The following is an 18,421-nucleotide window of genomic DNA, read 5'->3' as shown; positions in this document are numbered from 1 at the left end:
GTTACCGAATGGGGTTAATGGTGCTGAGTAAACGCAGCGACAGTTGTTCACCTTGCTGCTGACTGGACTGCCGCAATCTATGTTCCGCTACCGCCGCAAAGATGGCCTGCACATCTTCGGGCACCAGATATTGCCGACCATGAATAAACGCCCAAGCTTTAGCGGCGGCGAGCAGGGCTTTTGATGCCCGCGGCGACAGACCGTAGCCCTCATGTAACTCGCGTGAACCTTCAACTAGCGCCAGAATATAGCCTAGCAGTGCATCAGAGGCCGCGACCTGATCGCATTGCTGTTGCAGTTGTGTCAGTGCCATGGCGGTTAAACACTGTGGCAGCAATGGCGATTTGTCACTGCCACTTTTTAGCATCTTTAGCTCGGCATCTTGACTGGGATAGCCGATTGATAAGCGCATCATGAACCGGTCCAACTGCGACTCTGGCAGCGGAAAAGTCCCAGATTGTTCACTGGGATTCTGGGTCGCCACCACAAAAAATGGCCTTGGCAGCAGATGCGTCATGCCATCTACGGTAATTTGCTGCTCGGCCATAGCTTCTAAAAGTGCACTTTGGGTCTTAGGACTGGCGCGGTTTATCTCATCTGCCAGGATCATCTGGCGAAAGATGGGACCAGGATGAAACACAAACTCGGCCTGTTGCTTGTCAAAGATAGAAACGCCAAGAATATCAGCCGGCAGCATGTCACTGGTGAACTGGATCCTTTGATAACTCAATCCGAGCGTTTGCGCCAGCGCTTGCGATAAGGTGGTTTTGCCCATGCCTGGCAGATCTTCTATCAATAGATGCCCGCGGGCCAGAATACAGGCCAGCGCCATGCGGATCACCTTTGGCTTACCTATTAGCACCTGTTGCAGTTGTTGTAGCGCTTGCTCAATCACCGCCTGTGACATAACACCCTCGCAAATGACAGATAACTGTTATCAAGGTAATGGCTGTACGCGTATGTGCCAAGTCAGCAGGACAGATTTTTGCGGCAATCGGCTTGCCGCTATCTCAAGATAAGCTATGACTCAATAGTGATACTGCATCTCCGTACTACTGAAAAACGCGGGCGTTTGCTGCTGTTTGCGCTCATAGATGACACGATAGGTAAAGACCGCTTGCACATATTCCCGGGTTTCGGTGAAGGGAATGACTTCAACAAAAGTCATCAGATCGAGTTTCCCTTGGCTGTCTTTCAGCCATTGGCTGACGCGAGATGGCCCGGCGTTATAAGCCGCTGTTGCCAGGATGCGGTTGCCGTTAAACTGCTGCAATAACTGGCTGTAATAGGCGCTTCCCAGCGGAATATTGATCTCTGGCTGATACAGACTTTTAACTCCCGCGTATGGCAACTTGTATTTTTTGGCGGTACGAGCAGCCGTTCCTGGCATCAACTGCATAAAACCGCGCGCGCCCGCACCTGAGGTGGCGTATGGATTGTAGGCACTTTCGCGGCGAGAAATTGCCCGTAATTCGGTTACTGGAGTGCTAAATGTCTTCCCGGCCTTGTCAAAACTCGATTTTTCAGGGAGCGGGAAACGCATTGCCAAGTCATCCCACAACCGGGCCGAAATGCTGGCATCAACGGCCAGCGCCTCCCAACCTTGTTGCAGGGCATATAGACCATACTGTGCCTGCATCTGTCGATTATGGCGTTGCAGTAACATGCTCCATTCGGGTTTGGCATCAAGCCATTTGTCGAGCGCCATCAACTCCTTGACCCGCGCAAGCCCTGGATCGTCAGCCAATCGCGCCTGTAGATTATCTTGATGAACCGTAGGATCATTCGCCAGATTCAGAGGTTTTCCCAACTCACTGGCCACCGCAAAACCGTAAAAATTACGCTGTTCGGCAATCTTGGCATAGGTAGCATCATCCACCAGACCGAATCTGTGTTGCCAGTATTGCCAGCGCGCATCATTGCGGGTGTCGTCACTGAGCAGTGGCAGCAGTTTTTTCACGGTCGTATTGTCTTGCTCTGCCAGTGCCCAGCGTAAACGCCTTTCGGTGAGATCATCGGAACGCAGTAATGGCAGCATGGTGTCGACTATGTCCCGTAGGCCATCTTCCCGTTTCAGCAGGGCATACCACACCAGATAACGATTGAGTTTGCGGCCATCGTCATCGTTAAAGCGTCCCGCTTGCTGGTATTTGGCATATAACGAGAAGGCTTGCTTAAGATCTTTGCTGGCCAGACGCTTCAAGCCGGCGGCCACAATATCGCCATAGATCGGCGCTTGCCCACTGAATGAACGGGTATGGCGCAGGGTGCGTGGATCCCGGTACACATCTAACAGTAGTTGTGCTTGAGCTTTATGTTGGGTGACCTTTTGTGCTAGAAAGCTGAGCAGGCCGGTTTCACCTTCGTCAAAGCTGAGCAACATCCGCGACCAGATAAGTTCCTGACTGCGTAACCCTGCATGAGTCCATGCCTTGAGCAAGGGATCACAGGGCTTAGGTAGTGAATGGCCGGTAAGCCACAGCTCGCCAGCGCCTTTATAGGCCGCGGAGCTATCCCCGGTATTTAATTTGGCTTGATAGTAGTAGCACTGCAACTCAGTGGCTCGCGGCAGATCGGCCGATACTTCTAAAAATCCTGCCAGCGTTTAGCGTCACCTGCCTGAAGTAGATAGCGATGGCGCGCCATGTCATACAGTGGTGAGGTAACAAACGGCTGCATGGCCGCATAGGCCTGTTTGCCGCGCATTTTCAAAATGGCATCAAGATTGGCATTAAAATCCAGATAGATCACCAACGGATAGCCATCCAGTTGTTGGCGCAATTGTTGATAGGTGTCTGTCTGGTTATTTTTCAGCGCGTCTCTGGCATCCAGATATAGTTGGCGTTGTTTTTTATAATCACTGGCGGCAGTGACAGTTGCAGGCAATAGCAGCAGTAGGGTGCTGACCACTAAGGTCTGCAGGCTACTTTTACGCCAAATCAAAGACATACACACTCCTACTGTTGAATCCTAATACTGCTGCAATCTAGGATCCGTTCACCGCTTTTCTGGCGGCATCCAAATGTCCAATTGTCTCTTCGCCATCGGCGTCATTGCCTAAAGCTTTATCCAACAAGTTGCTGTCCAGTTGTTTGCTGGTTTCGGCTCCCAGTTGTTTTATCTGCTGGGCTTGCTGGATCAGGTTGCCGCGGCCGCTTGTGAGTTTGTTCATCGCCCCACTAAAGCATTTATCTGCACTCGAAAGTGCGCGGCCGAGTTTGTCCATATCGTCAACGAATCCACAAAGTTTATCGTAGATTTTGCCTGCTTGACGGGCGATGCGCTGCGCATGTTGATTCTGATACTCGTAGCGCCAGATATTATTGATCGTTCTTAACGCCACCAACAGATTAGTGGGGCTCACCAGCATAATATTATTTTCCAGCGCGTAGTTAACCAGTTGCGGTTCTTGTTCCAGTGCCAGCAAAAAGGCGGGTTCCAGTGGTATGAACATCAACACATAGTCTAGGCTCTTGAGTCCATGTAACTTCTGGTAATCTTTTTGTCCCAGACCTTTTATGTGGGTGCGCAGCGAGTTGACGTGCTCTTTAGCTGCCAGCAGTTTTTCTTCATCAGTATTGGCATTGAAATAACGCTCATAGGCCAGCAGTGACATTTTTGAGTCAATCACGACGTCTTTGTCATCGGGCAGATGGACGATGACGTCAGGTTTGAAATGCTTGCCGCTGTCATTTTGCAGATCCTGTTGAATCTCATATTCGTGCCCCACACGCAGCCCACTTTCAGACAGCACCCGCTCCAGGATCACTTCCCCCAGTTTCCCTGCTGTTTGTTATCGCCTTTAAGGGCGCGGGTCAGATTGACCGCATCTTCACTCATCCGTTGATTGAGTTGCTTTAATTCTTCTAACTGATGTTTAAGCGAGAAACGCTCAGCCTGTTCTTTTGAATAGGATTCACTTATCTGTTGTCTAAAACCTTCAAGTTGTTGTTTGAGCGGTGCTACAAAACCATCCATTTGCTGGGCATTTTGCGATTGCAACTTAGCACTTTTGTCATCAAAAATTTTGTTTGCAAGATTCTCAAATTGGGTTTTAAGCCGCGCTTCACTGCTTTCTAACAAGGCGAGTTTGTCGTTCAGCGCTTGCTGTTCGGCGTCAAAGCGGGCGCTGAGAGTCTGTTGCATAGCATTGGATTTTGACAGATTTAGCTGGGTTTCCATCAGCTTATGTTGGGTGTCTTTAACTAACAGCTCCAAGGCGGGTACTCTTTCCGCTCTGGCTTGCGCCATGCCCAACTCATTGGTTTGCTGCTGCAACCGTTCCTGGGCACTCAACAGTTGCTCTGTGAGTTGCTGTAACTGTTGCTGATACAGTGCATCGCTGGTTTGTTGCAGTTGTGCCTGACGGCGTTTTGTCTGCCAGATGCACAGCAATCCACTCAGTATTACCGCAACTAGCAACCAGATGATAGAGAGTCTTGGGGCCAAAAGTTCACTGACCAAATCCATGCCGTTGTTCCTGTCACAAACGATTTATAGATTAGGGTCGCACGGATAAGTAGTGGCTTCAAGCCCTTGTCGTTACTGGATTTGACAGCTGCTCAAGGCTTGTACTTTGGCGGATGGCGCACGGTATTTCAGTATTTGCACATGCAACTGAATGGCACTAGTGTTGTCTAATGTAAATCCGTTATTGTCTGAGGCGTATGAGCTATGAATCGCAAATTTATCAAAGGCATCCGGCAGCAACTCCATTGGGATTTGCCTGCGTCAGAGGTGACGCCCGAGGCGGTTTTCCGCGACCGACGGCGCATCACGGCCATGTTGGGATTTGGCAGTATTGCCGCGAGTTTGCCTGGCTATGTTCAGGCGGGCATATTTGATCTGTTTGGAGAGCCTCAGACGTTATTTGCCACTCGGCAACTGAATTTCACCGTGGATCAAGGTTATCAGACCGCAGAAACACAAACGCCTTACGATAAAATCATTCGCCACAATAATTTTTATGAATTTGGTACGGGTAAGCAGGATCCGTTTGAGAATGCACAAAAACTGCAAGTGGATCCCTGGACACTGACCATTGACGGCTTGGTCGATAAACCTATGACAATAGGGTATGACGAGCTTTACAAGTTATTGCCATTGGAACAACGGACTTATCGATTGCGCTGTGTTGAAGCTTGGTCAATGGTGATCCCTTGGGTCGGGTTTCCGCTGGCGGCATTGTTACAAAAAGTCGGCGTCAACAGTAAGGCAACTCATGTAGCGTTTGAGACGCTGTTTGATCCGGAACAACTGCCTGGACAACGTAACCCTTTGATGGGGGGCGGTATTCATTATCCTTATGTTGAAGGGCTGCGGCTGGATGAAGCAACGAATGAACTGACATTTATGGCCGTTGGCCTTTACGATAAAACCTTGTCGCCGCAGAGTGGTGCACCTATTCGTTTGGTGGTGCCGTGGAAGTATGGTTTTAAGAGTATTAAGTCGGTGGTACGTATTCGACTGGTCGATAAACAGCCGCCTGCCAGCTGGAATCAGTTGGTGCCACATGAGTATGGGTTTTATGCCAATGTGAATCCGCAAGTTGATCATCCGCGTTGGTCTCAAGCCAGCGAACGGCGCATTGCGGAAGGCGGGCTGTTTAACGCTAAACGGATCCCAACCTTGCCTTTTAATGGTTATGCGGCCCAAGTTGCTGCGCTATATCAAGGGATGGATTTGAGGAAATTTTTCTGATGTGGCGTATTTCCAGACGGCAGTTGTTTTGGGGCAAAGCCTTGTTGCATCTTGCCGCTGCCTTGCCATTGTTATGGCTATTGTTAGCCGTGAATAGTGATGCCGCCGGTGGCGATCCGGTGCAATACATTATTCATTTTTTAGGGAAAGGGGCACTCAATCTGCTACTGCTGACGCTGCTGGTTTCACCGTTGGCACGCTGGAGCAAGCAAGGCATGCTGATGCAGTTGCGCCGCCCGCTGGGGTTGTGGACTTTCAGTTACGCTTGTTTGCATCTGGCTGCATATTTCAGCCTAGATCTGTTATTTGCTTGGCAATTATTAGTGCAGGAAATCGTTAAGCGCCCCTACATTGTAGTGGGAGCGAGCGCCTGGTTGATACTTTTATCATTGGCGCTGACCTCTTTTAAAGCAGCACAACGGCGCATGGGTCGACATTGGCAACAGTTACACTATGCGGTGTATCCTGCGGTGATGTTGGTGACGGTACATTATTATTGGTCAGTCAAATCGGAGATTATTGAACCCAGTATTTACATAGTGCTGGCACTGCTATTGCTGTCATTGCGAATAAAACCCCTTATTGCTCGGTGGCGGCGCTAAGCGTTACTCAGCCATTTTCGCTGGGGTGATGTCGTCAGTACGTTGGTGCCGTTGCAGCCGCTTTTTGGTTTCATACATGGCGGAGTCGGCGTGATTCAGGAGTGCGTTAAGCGTGTGTCCGTCGTTAGGATAAACGCTGATGCCAACACTTAAGCCCACATCCAGCGTCTGCTCGTAGAGGGTGATGGCTCGCCCTGTGTCCTGAACTTTTTCGGCCACCAGTTCAATTTCATCGTGATTATGTACCGGTTCCAACCACACGATGAACTCATCCCCACCGATACGGGCGATCATATCGGAAGCCCGTAGGCTGTGGTGCAGACGTTGCGCAATCTCTTTCAAGACGGCATCACCTGCGGCATGACCCAGGCTATCATTGATGGGTTTGAAACGGTCAAGGTCTATAAATAACAGTGCGGCTTGCTGTTGTTGGCGTTTGCAGCGTTCAATGGCCAGTTCAATCTGGGTGGTGGCGGCGCCACGGTTTAAGACGCCAGTCAGGTCGTCGTGTTCGGCCATATGCCGCAATTTTTCCTGTTGCTGCTGTAGGCGGCGGGTTTGCTCTTCTACTTCCTGTTGCAGTTGATCGCGCTTACGGGTTGCCACCAGCAACTCCTGTTTCATGCGGTTGAACTCTTCTGCCACTTCACCAAATTCTTCACCCTTGGGCATTCTGACTTTGCTGAATAGATCGCCATCTGCCAGATCCTTTATGCCTTTTTTCAATGTCGATAAGTGCATCTTAAAGCGCGACAGTGTTTGCAGTGAAAAGAGGGTGACCAGAACCGCAATGGCAGACAGTAAAGTGCCATTAAAATACAGATGTTGTACTTGAAGATTTCTAGCATTATCAATCACCTGAGTTTGCAGTCGTAGCAAATCTTCACTCATTGACTGGATGATGGCGCTATATCTTGCTGTCAGCACATTATTACTGCTCGACTGCGGTGCTTCCCCATTGCTGAAGTTCTGCCGGGAAAGCTCCAGCAACACCCCGATATTATCCTCATGGCGCTTAAGATTATTCAGTAATTTGGTTTCCCGGCCGTCCATTTCTAGAGCTTGTGCCGTATCGACGAAATGACGCAGATTATCCAATGCCCTGGCGGTATCGTTGATTGCTTTTTGATCCTGATATTGCTGCAACAGCCACAAATGAGAGCGTAATAGATCAACCCGTAACTGTACTTCGGTCAGGTGGTTTATCTGCTCGAAGGAACGCACCATCATAGTGCGTTGGTTGAGCAGCGCAATGCCATGAGCAACAGCGAGGATTACACACAAGGCCACCAGTAATTTCAGGCGTTTTGATATTCTCATTCTTTGCGTACCAGGGGTCGGTGTATCACTTGGTTGAGTGCCGTTGGCTCAATGTAAAAACGGTAATCAGGCACGGCCTGAGGTTTAACCAAATTAGCCTCTATTGCCCAACGGCTCTGTGACTGTAGATTACTGAGCAGCGTATTGCCTAAGGATAGTCGAAACAGGTAATCGGGCCACAATGCGGCAACTTCGGCCGTTGGTACTTTTAGGTAGTCGGACACCAACTGCTGGGATTTTTCAGGTTCGTTGATAATGTACTGAATGGCTTCATCAAGGGCTTTAAGTACGCCGATATGCTGCTGTAAATGCGTGGTAATATCGTCACGCCGCACCAACAGATTAAAGGTTAAGTTATAAATGCCTTTAGTGTTAAACCGATATATTTGTTGTGGATACTGTTGTTGTAACTGGAAGGCAAACGGTTCCCAAATTGAGATAGCATCAACCGCATCGGCCAGCAACGCATCTCCTAAATCATTCGGGGAAATATCGGTTTTTTGCACCAATTGCTGTGGGTATTCGTGCATCAATAACAGTGCATCCATGAAATATTCACTGGCACTACCGGCAACAATTCCAACATTGTGATGCAACAGTTGCTCTAGTTGCTGAATACCTGAAGCGCTTTTGGTCAGCAGCTTTATATCGTTATCGGATTCAGCAAAACTACTGATGATACTGAAATCATTACGCTGAAAACTGTTAAACATCACCACGGTTTCAGAACTGGTTGCGAGATCGGCATCTCCGCGCATCAAGGCATCAAAGCAGTTGTTCCCGCCTTTTATGGGTAGCAGTTGTACCGTGAGATGCTGTTTACTGAACATCCCCATACGCTCGGCAACGATGATCGGCGAGGAGAGTGGTGAGGTTGATACTGCGATGCGTAATGGGCGTGCTAAAGGTGAAACATAGGTGGGATCAGCGGATACTCCCAACCACAACAACACACTGCTAATCAGTAAAAATAGCAGCAAAAGGTATTTTTCCATATTATGCGCACCAAGAACCCAGATACTGATAGTGATAACACCTATAAAGGGTAGCGCTTTTAAGTCTAGTAGAAGTGCGTATGAACGCCAGTATCCAATATGCTGTACTATAAAGCAGTGGGCACTATCAGGAATATTTTATAGTAGAGGGTGTTAAATTTAATTTTGCAACAATGAATATATTAGATGTGAATAATGATTTGGCTTTATATAAAACGGTAGCCGCTAATAACCGCGGCCACTGGAAGAGTAATACAAATTTATTTACTTTGAGAGGCTGACATGTAATTGACAACCTCGTCATAGCTCATATTCAGTTCCTTGGAAAGGTTAATCACTTTGGTTTTGAATGTCTGAATTTTTTCGTGCTTTACTTGTTGATTCTGCATTTCGTCTACTAACTCATTGACCGCGTCCTGTAGCAGTTGCATACGCTTCAGGCTGTAATCCAGAGATTTAAGATAGCGGGTCATTTGCAGTTTGTTTCTAGCTTGTTCAAGATCCGTTGAATGCTTTTTATCATATCCATATTCGTCAAGTGCCGCGATAGCGCTTTGCAGGTCGAGATCTTTGCTCATGTTATTCTCTTAAATAAAAGTAAATGTTCCCACCAGGACAGGATAAATCACTGCTCTGAAAAAATAGAACAGCGGTGCGAGTTTATATTATTTTCTACTATTTACTCAAGTAGTATAACGCAACAGCTTAAACTTGAGACTGAGCAATAAGGTCGCTAGTCTTATAAGTAAATATTTGTAAAAGGCCTGTTTATCATGTTGGATTTACTTCCTGAACTTTTTGACACCTTTCCTGAACAGATACAGTTGTTGCCGCTGCCACTAAAACAATATGGTGGTCACCATATATTTTGGGGGAGGTCGTAACCGTACAGTGTTACGAAGATAATTCTATGGTCAAGCAACTGCTGGCTCGGCCGGGGAAGGGCAAAGTGCTGGTGGTTGATGGTGGTGCCTCGTGCAATAAAGCGTTGATGGGCGATTTAATCGGACAAAGTGCCGTAGATAACGGTTGGGCCGGGGTGGTGATCAATGGCGCCATTCGTGACGCGGGCGCGCTGGCTCAGATGCCGTTAGGCATTAAAGCGCTGGCAACGGTTCCCATTAAAACCGAGCGTAAAGGCGCCGGTGAAGTTAATTGTCCGTTGCTATTTGGTAATCAAACTGTGCTAAGTGGGATGATAATCTATGCCGATGACAATGGTTTAGCGATCAGCGATACAGCATTGGATCTGAGTCTGATAAGCTAATCAACTATCAGGATGCAAGTAAAAGGACTGAATAATGAGAGCATTAAAGTGGATTGTTGGCATATTACTACTGGTTGTAGTAGGCCTTGGGTTCTACCTGACAGTATTGTTTGACCCCAACGATTTTAAACCACAGATCATTGCTGCTGTTGAGAAACAGACCGGCAGAACCATGACAATTGATAGAGATCTTAGCTGGACGTTTTTCCCCTCCTTGGGTATTGAAGCGGGTGGTATCACGCTCAGCAATCCTAAAGATTTTGCAGAAAAAGATGGTGGCAGTCAACCAAATTGTGGCCAATGTTGCCTTGTTACCACTGCTAAGTAAGGATGTGCAGATTTCTGAGCTGAAGCTGGATGGATTACAGCTCAATCTTGAGACCGCCAAAGATGGACGCAACAGTTTTGATGGGTTGGCGGGTAAGGCGACATCCTCCGCACCGAAAACAGATACCCAAGTGGCTGACAGCCATAGCAATAATTTGACCTTGGCGGGATTGAATATCGGTGGCATCAGTGTCACCAATGCGCAGGTGCGTTTGCTGGATCGTCAGCAGGGTACAGAAAATATTTTTACCTTGTCCTCACTAACACTCGGGGCACTGGCCTTGGATAAATTTGCGCCACTTGCCTATCAATTCAGCGGTGAGATGCCACAGATGACGCTCGCCAGTGAAGGCGAAGGACAACTGAAAATATCTGCAAATCTGCAACAGCTTGACCTAAAAGATTTTTCAATCAAAAACACCGTAAAAGGTGGCTCGATTCCACATGGCGAAATGCAAGCTAATCTGAATGCAGACATTCATATTGATACCGCCAAACAGGCCTTGTCTTTAGTGTTAAGCCAATTAACCGTTGCTGATATCTCCGGTAGCGGCGATATGACCGTTGCCTATGGCGGCAAGGTGCCTCAGGTAGAGACTAAGCTGGCATTTGGGGATATCGACCTGGATAAGTTACTGCCAGCGGCACCAGAAACATCCAATAAGGATGCGCAGCCTAAGGCAAGTAGTCCGGCGGCGACCACCGAGCCAGATCTCAGTGGTATGAAGGCCGTTAATATGACGCTGGGACTCTCGGTCAAATCATTAAAGGTGGCAGGGTTAACCACAGAGAACTGGGTGATGAACGCCAAATTGAATAATGGCGTTTTGGAACTTCAGCAAATGACGGCGGATCTGTACCAAGGTAAATTGAACGCCTCCGCAAAAGTGGATGGCCGCCAGCCGGTGGCAAGTTACAGTTTCAATTCATCACTCAGTCAGGTGCATCTGCGCCCCTTGCTGACCGATGCCGCGCAAATCGATATGCTGGCAGGAAATGCCAATATTACCGCCAAAGGCAGTGGTAGCAGTCTGTTGCCCGATAATATTAAAAAGAATCTGGATGTGAATGGCAGTTTTAATATTGCTGATGGTGCGTTATACGGAATCAATATTCCGCTGATGATCCGTAATGCGCAGGCCAAACTGAAAGGTGATTTGAGTAGTCCCAAAGCCGAAGAACAGAAAACCGACTTTACCAGTCTTACTGGCAACTTTACGGTAAAAGATGGGGTTGCTAACAACCCAGATCTGGCCATGTCATCACCACTGATTCGGTTATCAGGGGCTGGTGGTGCGAATTTGCTGCAAGAATCTTTGGATTATCGCTTGAAAACCGCGTTGGTAGACACTCTAAAAGGGCAAGGTGGTAAAGGCTCCGAGCAATTGGCGGGTATTGAGATTCCGTTATTGATCAGTGGCTCTTTTGCCGAACCGAAATTTTCACTCGATACTGATGCCTTGTTTAAAAACAAGCTGAAAGATGAAGCAGAAAAAGCCAAAGATAAGCTAAAAGACAGCCTATTTAAAAAGCTGGGTGTGCAGTAGGTTTTATTTTAGGTGATAAAAAAGTCAGACTTTATGTCTGACTTTTCTTTTTGAAACAAATAATTAGCTCAGTTTTATTTGAATTGCGAGATCAACTCTTGTTGCCGTTCACTCTGGCGTCTTAACTCTTCACCATGGGTGCTGGCTTCCTGGCTGTTTTCCTGCAATTTAGCAACACCACTTTGCAGACGGCATGAATTCAGATGGAGCTGTTCTACCGTGTAGGCTTGCTCCTCGGTGGCTACTGCAATCTGGTGACTGTTGGCGGTGATCCGGCCAAGTGCCTGAGCTTCCTCGTTCAAACGATTCACCAGTTGCTGTTCGAGTTCCATACTGTGCTGCGTAAGTGTCTGGCTTTTATCCATTTCCGCAACCGCTTGGCGACTCTGATCACTGAGCTGATGAATGATGGCAAAAATCTCTTTAGCCGACCCCGAAGAGCGTTGCGCGAGTGCCCGGACTTCGTCGGCAACCACAGCAAAACCACGGCCAGCTTCACCCGCTCTGGCCGCTTCAATGGCGGCATTGAGTGCCAGTAAGTTAGTCTGTTCAGACAGCTGTTCAATCACTTCCAGCACGGTATTAACACTGGCGCATTGCTGATCCAATTCGGCAATCTGCGTTGCGACTTTCTGTAGTAAACCACTCATCTCTGAATTAGCGGCGCGACTAGCTTGTAGCGCTTTCATCGTATCCTGATTGCTGGTTTCAAGATCGGTGACGTCCGTGGCGGTATTGGAAGAGGTTGACGCAATTTCAGTAATGGCACTTTTCATCTGGCTAATCGCGGCCGCCAGTTCATCTAATGCTAACGCTTGCTGTGACAGCTCTTTATGGTTGGCATCAACGGATTGTTGGTGAGATTCCAGATTATTCGTCAGGTGTTCACTGGTGTCGTCAATCCGCGCGGTGATAGCGATGATCTCGGCGCGTTGCATGCGGAGACTCAACTCTGCCGCAGAGAGAACATCTGTATCCCCGGTGTAAATTGCCTGCATCAGCTTACTTTGCTGTACTTCATCACTGAGTTGTTGCAGACGACGACAGCGAGAGAGCAATTTGCCAATAGTTATCCCCATAAGTAGCAGTGCAGCTAAGACGGCTAAGATGCCAGCACTGGCAGGAATGAAGGGTAAAGTTACTAGCAATATTGATGAGAGTGCCCAAGCAATACCGATTTTGGCTGGCAGTGATAACGCCAGTTTAGGGAGCGGCAGTTTGCCTTTCTCGATGTCGGCATAGCAGGCTGTGGCACGTTGCACTAGGGCGGGATCGGCCTTGGTGCGAACGGACTGGTATTCGAAAATTTTGCCTGCGCGGCGAATCGGGGTAATAAAAGCATTGACCCAGTAATAGCCACCATCTTTGCGGCGGTTTTTTACTAGCCCCATCCAGTTTTTACCCTGTTGGATGTCATGCCATAAATCAGCAAACGCGGCTTTTGGCATGTGCGGATGGCGTACTATATTATGCCCATGCCCTAATAGTTCCTGCTTGCTATATCCACAGATATCGCAAAATTGCTGATTTATATGGGTAATTCTTCCCTTTAAATCGGTAGTGGAAATAATGCGGCCATCTTCAGGCACAGCAGTTTCCACATCAGTGATGTAGTTATCTCGCGTCATATCCACACAGCGCAGTTAATCGTTAGTTTATTTTTATTATGCTAAATTATGAGTGTCAAAATTGTGACGCCTCACTTATGGATTACTATCGGCGCAAGTGGGATTCTGAATCTTTGATTGAGGTCAAGCGAATGCCACAAAATGTGCCATTCGCCTCAAAAAACAACGGTTAACTACCGCTGGCAGTGATATCAACAAATAAGGTGAGTACCTGGCCCGGTTGTAGGTACTTCTGCCGTTGTAGCTGATTCCACTCTTGTAATTGGGTAACAGTGACATTGAACTTGTCGGCAATTCTTGCCAAAGAGTCCCCATCGCGAACCTTATATTTTACAGTACGGGTAATGGCACTGTTATCTGTGCTACGGTTGTGCCACAACACCAGCAGTTTACCCGGGCGCAATGGCGCTTTTACCGACATTCCGTTCCAACTGGCAATTTCGCTGACACTGAGGTTATTAGCCCGAGCGATTTTCCACAAAGAATCACCGCTACGCACTTTATAGGTGACCTTATATCGGCCTTTACTCTGTTTGTTTTGTAACCGATTATCAGCAGAAAGCGGATAGGCACTGGCATCTTGTAACGACACAGGGATCAGCAGATGTTTGCCCGCAATAATGTTATTGCCTTGAATATTATTGACCGAGCGGATGATATCAACGGTGGTCTGATGCTGTTTAGCAATCTGTCCGAGTGAATCCCCAGGTTGAATTTCATAACGTAGCCAGTTAAGGCGATCAGCTGGGTCGGTTGTCGCGAGTGCTACTTCGAAGTCCTGTGCTTTATCTACGGGTAACACCAGCTTGAATGGGCCTTTAGGCGCCGTGGCCCAGCGATTATAACCAGGGTTAAGTTGCTGTAACTCACTGATATCCATGCCTGCCAGTTTGGCGGCTAAAGCCAGGTCAATCTGGCTACCAATATCGACCACTTCAACCGCGGGCTGATTATCAATCGGAGACAATTGCACGCCATATTGGTCCGCATGCTTGATTACATCGGCTAACGCCAATAATTGCGGCACGTAACGCTCGGTTTCCTTAGGCAGCGACAGTGACCAAAAATCTGTGGGTTTACCCTGGCTGGCGTTGCGTCGAATGGCATTGAGCACTCGGCCCTCACCGGTATTGTATGCTGCGATAGCATACAGCCAGTTGTTTCCTGTCTTTTGATACAGATACTGCATCATGTCCAACGCGGCTTTGGTGGCGGCAGGCACATCACGCCGACCATCATACCACCAGTTTATTTTCAGCCCGAAATGACGCGCCATGGGGAGGTGAATTGCCACAGCCCTGACGCCGCACCAGGGGAATAAGCATAGGGATCAAAAGCACTTTCAACTATTGGTAACAGCGCCAGTTCCATCGGTAGGTGACGCTGTTCTATCTGATCAACGATGAGATACAGAAATGGGGCAGCACGTTCAGAAATCTGCTGCAGATGTTTGGGGTTTTGAATGTACCAGTTGCGATATTGCTGTACTAACTTGTTATCTGGAACCGAGAGCTCGAGCTGATTGCGCAGTCGTTGCCACACATCCGTCACCGCCAGTTGTGGTTGCTGTGGTTCCTGTGGCGCTTTTTGTAGCACCTCAGCGGCATTGGCCGGAGGCTTTGGGGAGCCGTTTGCGATGACTGTAACGGTACAGTCTGACAGCCCGCAAGAAACACTACTATCCCAGCGGTGGTGAATAAATTCCGTTGCTTCAAAAGCGCCTATCCTCAAAAAGCTGTCGTGCGACAGAAAACGTTATTGAACCAGCACCGTTAGTTTGTCTGGCGCAGGTGATAAAACATGCCAGACAGGTACCGGGTGAGAACCCGGCATAATGTTATTTTCGGCGAGAGGTGCTGGCCGAACTTCTGTAGTACTTCTTAATTATCATAAAGTTATACTACTAGCGCAGAGCTCAATAGCGGACTGAACTGCGCCAAAGCGACTCATTGTAACCAAGAATTCAGCAATTGTCTTTCCACTGTCGGAGAAGTTTTAAGCGGGTCACGGCAGAATCTGCTGCGGTTTGCCAATGCTGGCTTAATATGGGCGCTAAGCGTGCATCATCGCAGTGCAAAAATGGGTTGATCGCTAACTCCCGGGCAACGGAGCTGGGAAGTGTGGGGCGTTGTTGTTGCCGTAACTGTTTGGCCTGTTCGGTAAAGCTGGCTAATGCCTGGTTATCGGGTTCGGCCATGGCGGCAAATTTGAGATTGGACAGGGTATATTCATGGGCAGGGTAGATTTTGGTGTCTTGGGGTAACTGGGCAATTTTCTGTAACGACTGGTATAGCTGCTCTGCGCTGCCTTCAAACAGCCGGCCACAGCCCGCACAGAACAGCGTGTCACCGCAAAAGAGTGCATCATCGATAAGATAGGCAATGTGATCTAATGTGTGCCCCGGCACCGCATATAGTTGCAGCGATAATGTCGTATGCCCGGCTGTCAGCCGATAATCACCTTGTTTGGTAAGCGGATGACTGATGCCATGTATGGCGGTATTGTCAGGGCCATAGACAGGTGTTTGTTTGCCAAAATGGCGCAATAACGCATCTATCCCGCCAGTGTGATCCCGATGATGATGGGTGATCAGTATGCCCGCCAACCGCAGTTTCTTTTGCGTCAGGGCTGCGATAACCGGCGCTGCATCACCGGGATCGACCACCCAAACCTGGTCGCTACTTTCAGGTTGTATGCACCAGATATAGTTATCGTTAAAGGCCGCAATGGGAAAAACTGCAAAGTGCTGATGCTGAGTTGCTGGGTATTCCATAACAGACATTGGAAATCTCCTTAGTTGCACGCTAGCTGACCGTAATCAATTTTACCTGTTGCAGACCTTGCCTGCGGAGGCCGTTCATTATTAAGCTATTGTTATCGCTGTAGTCAAATCGGAGAGGTTATGTCCCCAGATCCGCATGGCTCAAACTGGGACGCGCTTCCCGGTGGACAACAATTACGTAATGATTTGCAACAGTCATTAGCTTACTGGTGGCCGAGAATATTTGGCTACCATCTATTGCAGTTAGGGCCGTTAAGCGCTGAAGTTGACAGCAGTCAATGTGCAGTAAAACACCAATTTTCTGTTTATCCTGCCCATGGAGCCACGCTACAGGGCGAATACTGGCAGTTACCACTGAAATCCGCCAGTATCGATGCCGTTGCCATGCATCTGTTGCTGGAATCAGAGCAAGATCCCTACCGTATTTTGCGTGAAGTGGACCGAGTACTGGTAAGTGGTGGTTATCTGATCATCAGTGGTATCAATCCGTTCAGTAGCGCCTATCTGGGTAAGTTATTGCCAAAATACCAACAGCGTTGGCCGTGGAATGGCTGCTTTTTTATGCCAGCACGGGTTCGAGATTGGCTCGGGCTGTTAGGCTATCAGCTAGTCGATGATCAGCGGTTGTGTTACCACGCCTTTATGCCTGACTGGGACTTTCCCTTGTTAATGCGCCAATGGCAGCACCGCTGGTTGCCAGGTACTGGCGCGGTATACCTGTTGGTGGCGCGTAAGCTTGAAGCGCCATTAACGCCAGTGGCTAATCGGCAACGAAAACGTGTGAGAGGCTGGCAACCTGCCGCCACCGCCGGTTATTCTGGACGAATGAAACGGGAATAAGGCTAGGGCCGAAAGGCAACTCACTCATATGCGCATCACGCTGAAACAATTGCAGATATTTGAGGCCATCGCCCGCAGTGGTCAAGTTGCCAAAGCGGCTGAGATGGTGAATCTATCAGCGCCGGCAACTTCCATGGCGCTGGCGCAACTGGAACGTCAATTGGCCACGCGGCTATTTGAGCGTTCAGGTAATCGGCTATTACTTAATTCACAGGGCAGCATGTTACTGCCAATGGCCAGCAAAGTATTACAACAGACTGCCGATATCGAAAGTGCCTTTGCCAATCCCTCCGCACTGTTGGCGGGGACATTGAATGTCAGTGCCAGCAACACCATCGGTAATTTTCTGCTGACCAAAGCTGCGGTGGCGTTTAGTCAGCAGCACACCGATGCCAGAATTGAACTTACCATAGACAATACCCGCAACGTGGTGCAGCAGGTGGCCGATTTTCGTGCCGAACTGGGGTTTATTGAAGGCTATTGTCTGGATAGTCGTATTGTCACTGCGCCTTGGCATCAAGATAGACTGAGTATTTTCTGTCATCCAGCCCATCCGTTGGCCGGTAAATGTGTCAGCCCTGAGCAGTTAATTGGCTGTGCGTGGGTGCTGCGTGAAGAGGGCTCGGGGACGCGAGAATATTTCGTCAATAACGCCAATCAGCTGGGGTTACATCCGGAAGTCAAATTTAGCTTTCCCACTCCTGATGCCATTAAGCCAGGCAGTAAAGCAGGGGGCAGGGCTGGGCGTGTTATCAGAGCTGACGATTGAACGAGAACTGGCAAGGCGCGAATTTGGTGTGGTGACGGTGCAAGGTATGGCGCTGACAAGGCCGTTTTACCTGATCCGTCACAAGCAACACAGCTTTACACCACTTGCCAGCGCGTTTGTGCATTTCTGCAATGATTTTTTGCAGTTATCACATCAAGTTGATGCCAAATAACCACTGTCAGTGGCTTGCGGGTGAGCCTCGGCGGCTTCGCGCGCCAAGGTATCACAACGTTCATTTTCAGCATGGCCAGCATGGCCTTTCACCCAGCGCCAGTCAATGTGATGTTTTTCGGTGGCTTTATCCAAGCGTTGCCACAAATCGACATTCTTGACGGGCGTTTTATTGGCGGTGACCCAGCCTTTACGCTTCCAGTTGTGGATCCATTGGGTTATTCCCTGGCGCATATACTGGCTATCACTGGTGAGGATAACATGGCAGGGCTCTTTCAGGCTTTCCAACGCGACAATCGGTGCCAATAGTTCCATCCGGTTATTGGTGGTGAGGGCGAATCCCCCAGAAAGTTCTTTGCTGTGTTGTTTGTAGCGCAAGACTACCCCATATCCACCCGGCCCAGGGTTGCCAAGACAGGAGCCATCGGTAAAAATTTCTATCTGTTTCAGTTCGTTCATCAAGTTGCTAACAT

Annotated in this window: 12 protein-coding genes and 5 pseudogenes; 6 read left to right on the top strand and 11 right to left on the bottom strand. The window is 48.7% G+C overall.

Annotated elements, in window-relative coordinates:
* Position 1: 1 nt before the first annotated feature.
* The 4 genes and pseudogenes from KHX94_RS19245 to rmuC all read right to left on the bottom strand — a co-directional run bounded on the left by KHX94_RS19245 (position 2) and on the right by rmuC (position 3,978).
* Positions 2-907, bottom strand: coding sequence for an AAA family ATPase (locus KHX94_RS19245; RefSeq protein ID WP_213681818.1), 906 nt, complete (start codon positions 905-907; stop codon positions 2-4).
* Positions 908-1,027: 120 nt separating this feature from the next.
* Complete coding sequence (locus KHX94_RS19240; RefSeq protein ID WP_244859244.1) at positions 1,028-2,554, bottom strand: transglycosylase SLT domain-containing protein; 1,527 nt, start codon at positions 2,552-2,554, stop codon at positions 1,028-1,030.
* Between the two features lie 32 nt (positions 2,555-2,586).
* Positions 2,587-2,949: a hypothetical protein gene (locus KHX94_RS20860; protein WP_244859243.1), complete on the bottom strand. Its 363-nt coding sequence runs from the start codon at positions 2,947-2,949 to the stop codon at positions 2,587-2,589.
* Positions 2,950-2,986: 37 nt separating this feature from the next.
* Positions 2,987-3,978 (bottom strand): annotated as a pseudogene (gene rmuC / locus KHX94_RS19235) (DNA recombination protein RmuC).
* A 696-nt stretch (positions 3,979-4,674) separates the two neighbouring features.
* On the opposite strand from rmuC, the gene msrP reads away from it, so the two are divergent.
* Positions 4,675-5,700 carry a protein-methionine-sulfoxide reductase catalytic subunit MsrP gene (gene msrP, locus KHX94_RS19230; RefSeq protein WP_213681817.1) on the top strand — a complete coding sequence of 342 codons (1,026 nt, stop codon included), beginning with the start codon at positions 4,675-4,677 and terminating at the stop codon, positions 5,698-5,700.
* A complete protein-coding gene (gene msrQ / locus KHX94_RS19225; protein ID WP_213681816.1) occupies positions 5,700-6,302 on the top strand; it encodes a protein-methionine-sulfoxide reductase heme-binding subunit MsrQ in 603 nt (200 codons plus the stop codon). Before msrP ends, msrQ begins: the two co-directional genes overlap by 1 nt.
* Before the next feature lie 3 nt (positions 6,303-6,305).
* Here msrQ and KHX94_RS19220 read toward each other — a convergent pair whose 3' ends face one another.
* From KHX94_RS19220 to KHX94_RS19210, 3 genes are all read right to left on the bottom strand, one after another.
* The gene (locus tag KHX94_RS19220; RefSeq protein ID WP_213681815.1) at positions 6,306-7,622 is read right to left on the bottom strand and encodes a diguanylate cyclase domain-containing protein; all 1,317 of its coding nucleotides are present in this window, start codon (positions 7,620-7,622) and stop codon (positions 6,306-6,308) included.
* Entirely contained in the window at positions 7,619-8,617 is a 999-nt protein-coding gene (locus KHX94_RS19215; protein WP_213681814.1) for an ABC transporter substrate-binding protein, read from the bottom strand. Before KHX94_RS19215 ends, KHX94_RS19220 begins: the two co-directional genes overlap by 4 nt.
* A gap of 260 nt (positions 8,618-8,877) precedes the next feature.
* Positions 8,878-9,195 carry a hypothetical protein gene (locus tag KHX94_RS19210; protein WP_213681813.1) on the bottom strand — a complete coding sequence of 106 codons (318 nt, stop codon included), beginning with the start codon at positions 9,193-9,195 and terminating at the stop codon, positions 8,878-8,880.
* A gap of 195 nt (positions 9,196-9,390) precedes the next feature.
* Here KHX94_RS19210 and KHX94_RS19205 point away from each other — a divergent pair.
* Positions 9,391-9,884: pseudogene (locus KHX94_RS19205) on the top strand (putative 4-hydroxy-4-methyl-2-oxoglutarate aldolase).
* 34 nt (positions 9,885-9,918) lie between these two features.
* Positions 9,919-11,758 (top strand): annotated as a pseudogene (locus KHX94_RS19200) (AsmA family protein).
* Positions 11,759-11,832: 74 nt separating this feature from the next.
* Here KHX94_RS19200 and KHX94_RS19195 read toward each other — a convergent pair.
* From KHX94_RS19195 to gloB, 3 genes and pseudogenes are all read right to left on the bottom strand, one after another.
* A complete protein-coding gene (locus tag KHX94_RS19195) occupies positions 11,833-13,386 on the bottom strand; it encodes a methyl-accepting chemotaxis protein (RefSeq protein WP_213681812.1) in 1,554 nt (517 codons plus the stop codon).
* Positions 13,387-13,555: 169 nt separating this feature from the next.
* Positions 13,556-15,101: pseudogene (locus tag KHX94_RS19190) on the bottom strand (lytic transglycosylase).
* 248 nt (positions 15,102-15,349) lie between these two features.
* Complete coding sequence (gene gloB / locus KHX94_RS19185; RefSeq protein WP_425314080.1) at positions 15,350-16,159, bottom strand: hydroxyacylglutathione hydrolase; 810 nt, start codon at positions 16,157-16,159, stop codon at positions 15,350-15,352.
* 129 nt (positions 16,160-16,288) lie between these two features.
* Between gloB and KHX94_RS19180 the strand changes: the two genes are divergently transcribed.
* Both KHX94_RS19180 and KHX94_RS19175 read left to right on the top strand, forming a co-directional pair.
* On the top strand, positions 16,289-17,008 hold the full coding sequence (locus KHX94_RS19180) for a class I SAM-dependent methyltransferase (protein WP_213681810.1): 720 nt from the start codon (positions 16,289-16,291) through the stop codon (positions 17,006-17,008).
* A gap of 28 nt (positions 17,009-17,036) precedes the next feature.
* Positions 17,037-17,949, top strand: a pseudogene (locus KHX94_RS19175) (LysR substrate-binding domain-containing protein).
* Here the strand turns inward: KHX94_RS19175 and rnhA are convergent.
* Complete coding sequence (gene rnhA, locus KHX94_RS19170) at positions 17,931-18,407, bottom strand: ribonuclease HI (protein WP_213681809.1); 477 nt, start codon at positions 18,405-18,407, stop codon at positions 17,931-17,933. The pseudogene KHX94_RS19175 and the gene rnhA sit on opposite strands and share 19 nt — an antisense overlap.
* Positions 18,408-18,421 lie beyond the last annotated feature (14 nt).

This window comes from Shewanella dokdonensis (genome assembly GCF_018394335.1).
In the GTDB taxonomy this organism is placed as follows: Bacteria; Pseudomonadota; Gammaproteobacteria; order Enterobacterales; family Shewanellaceae; genus Shewanella; species Shewanella dokdonensis.
This window is presented reverse-complemented; position numbering and strand designations above follow the sequence as displayed.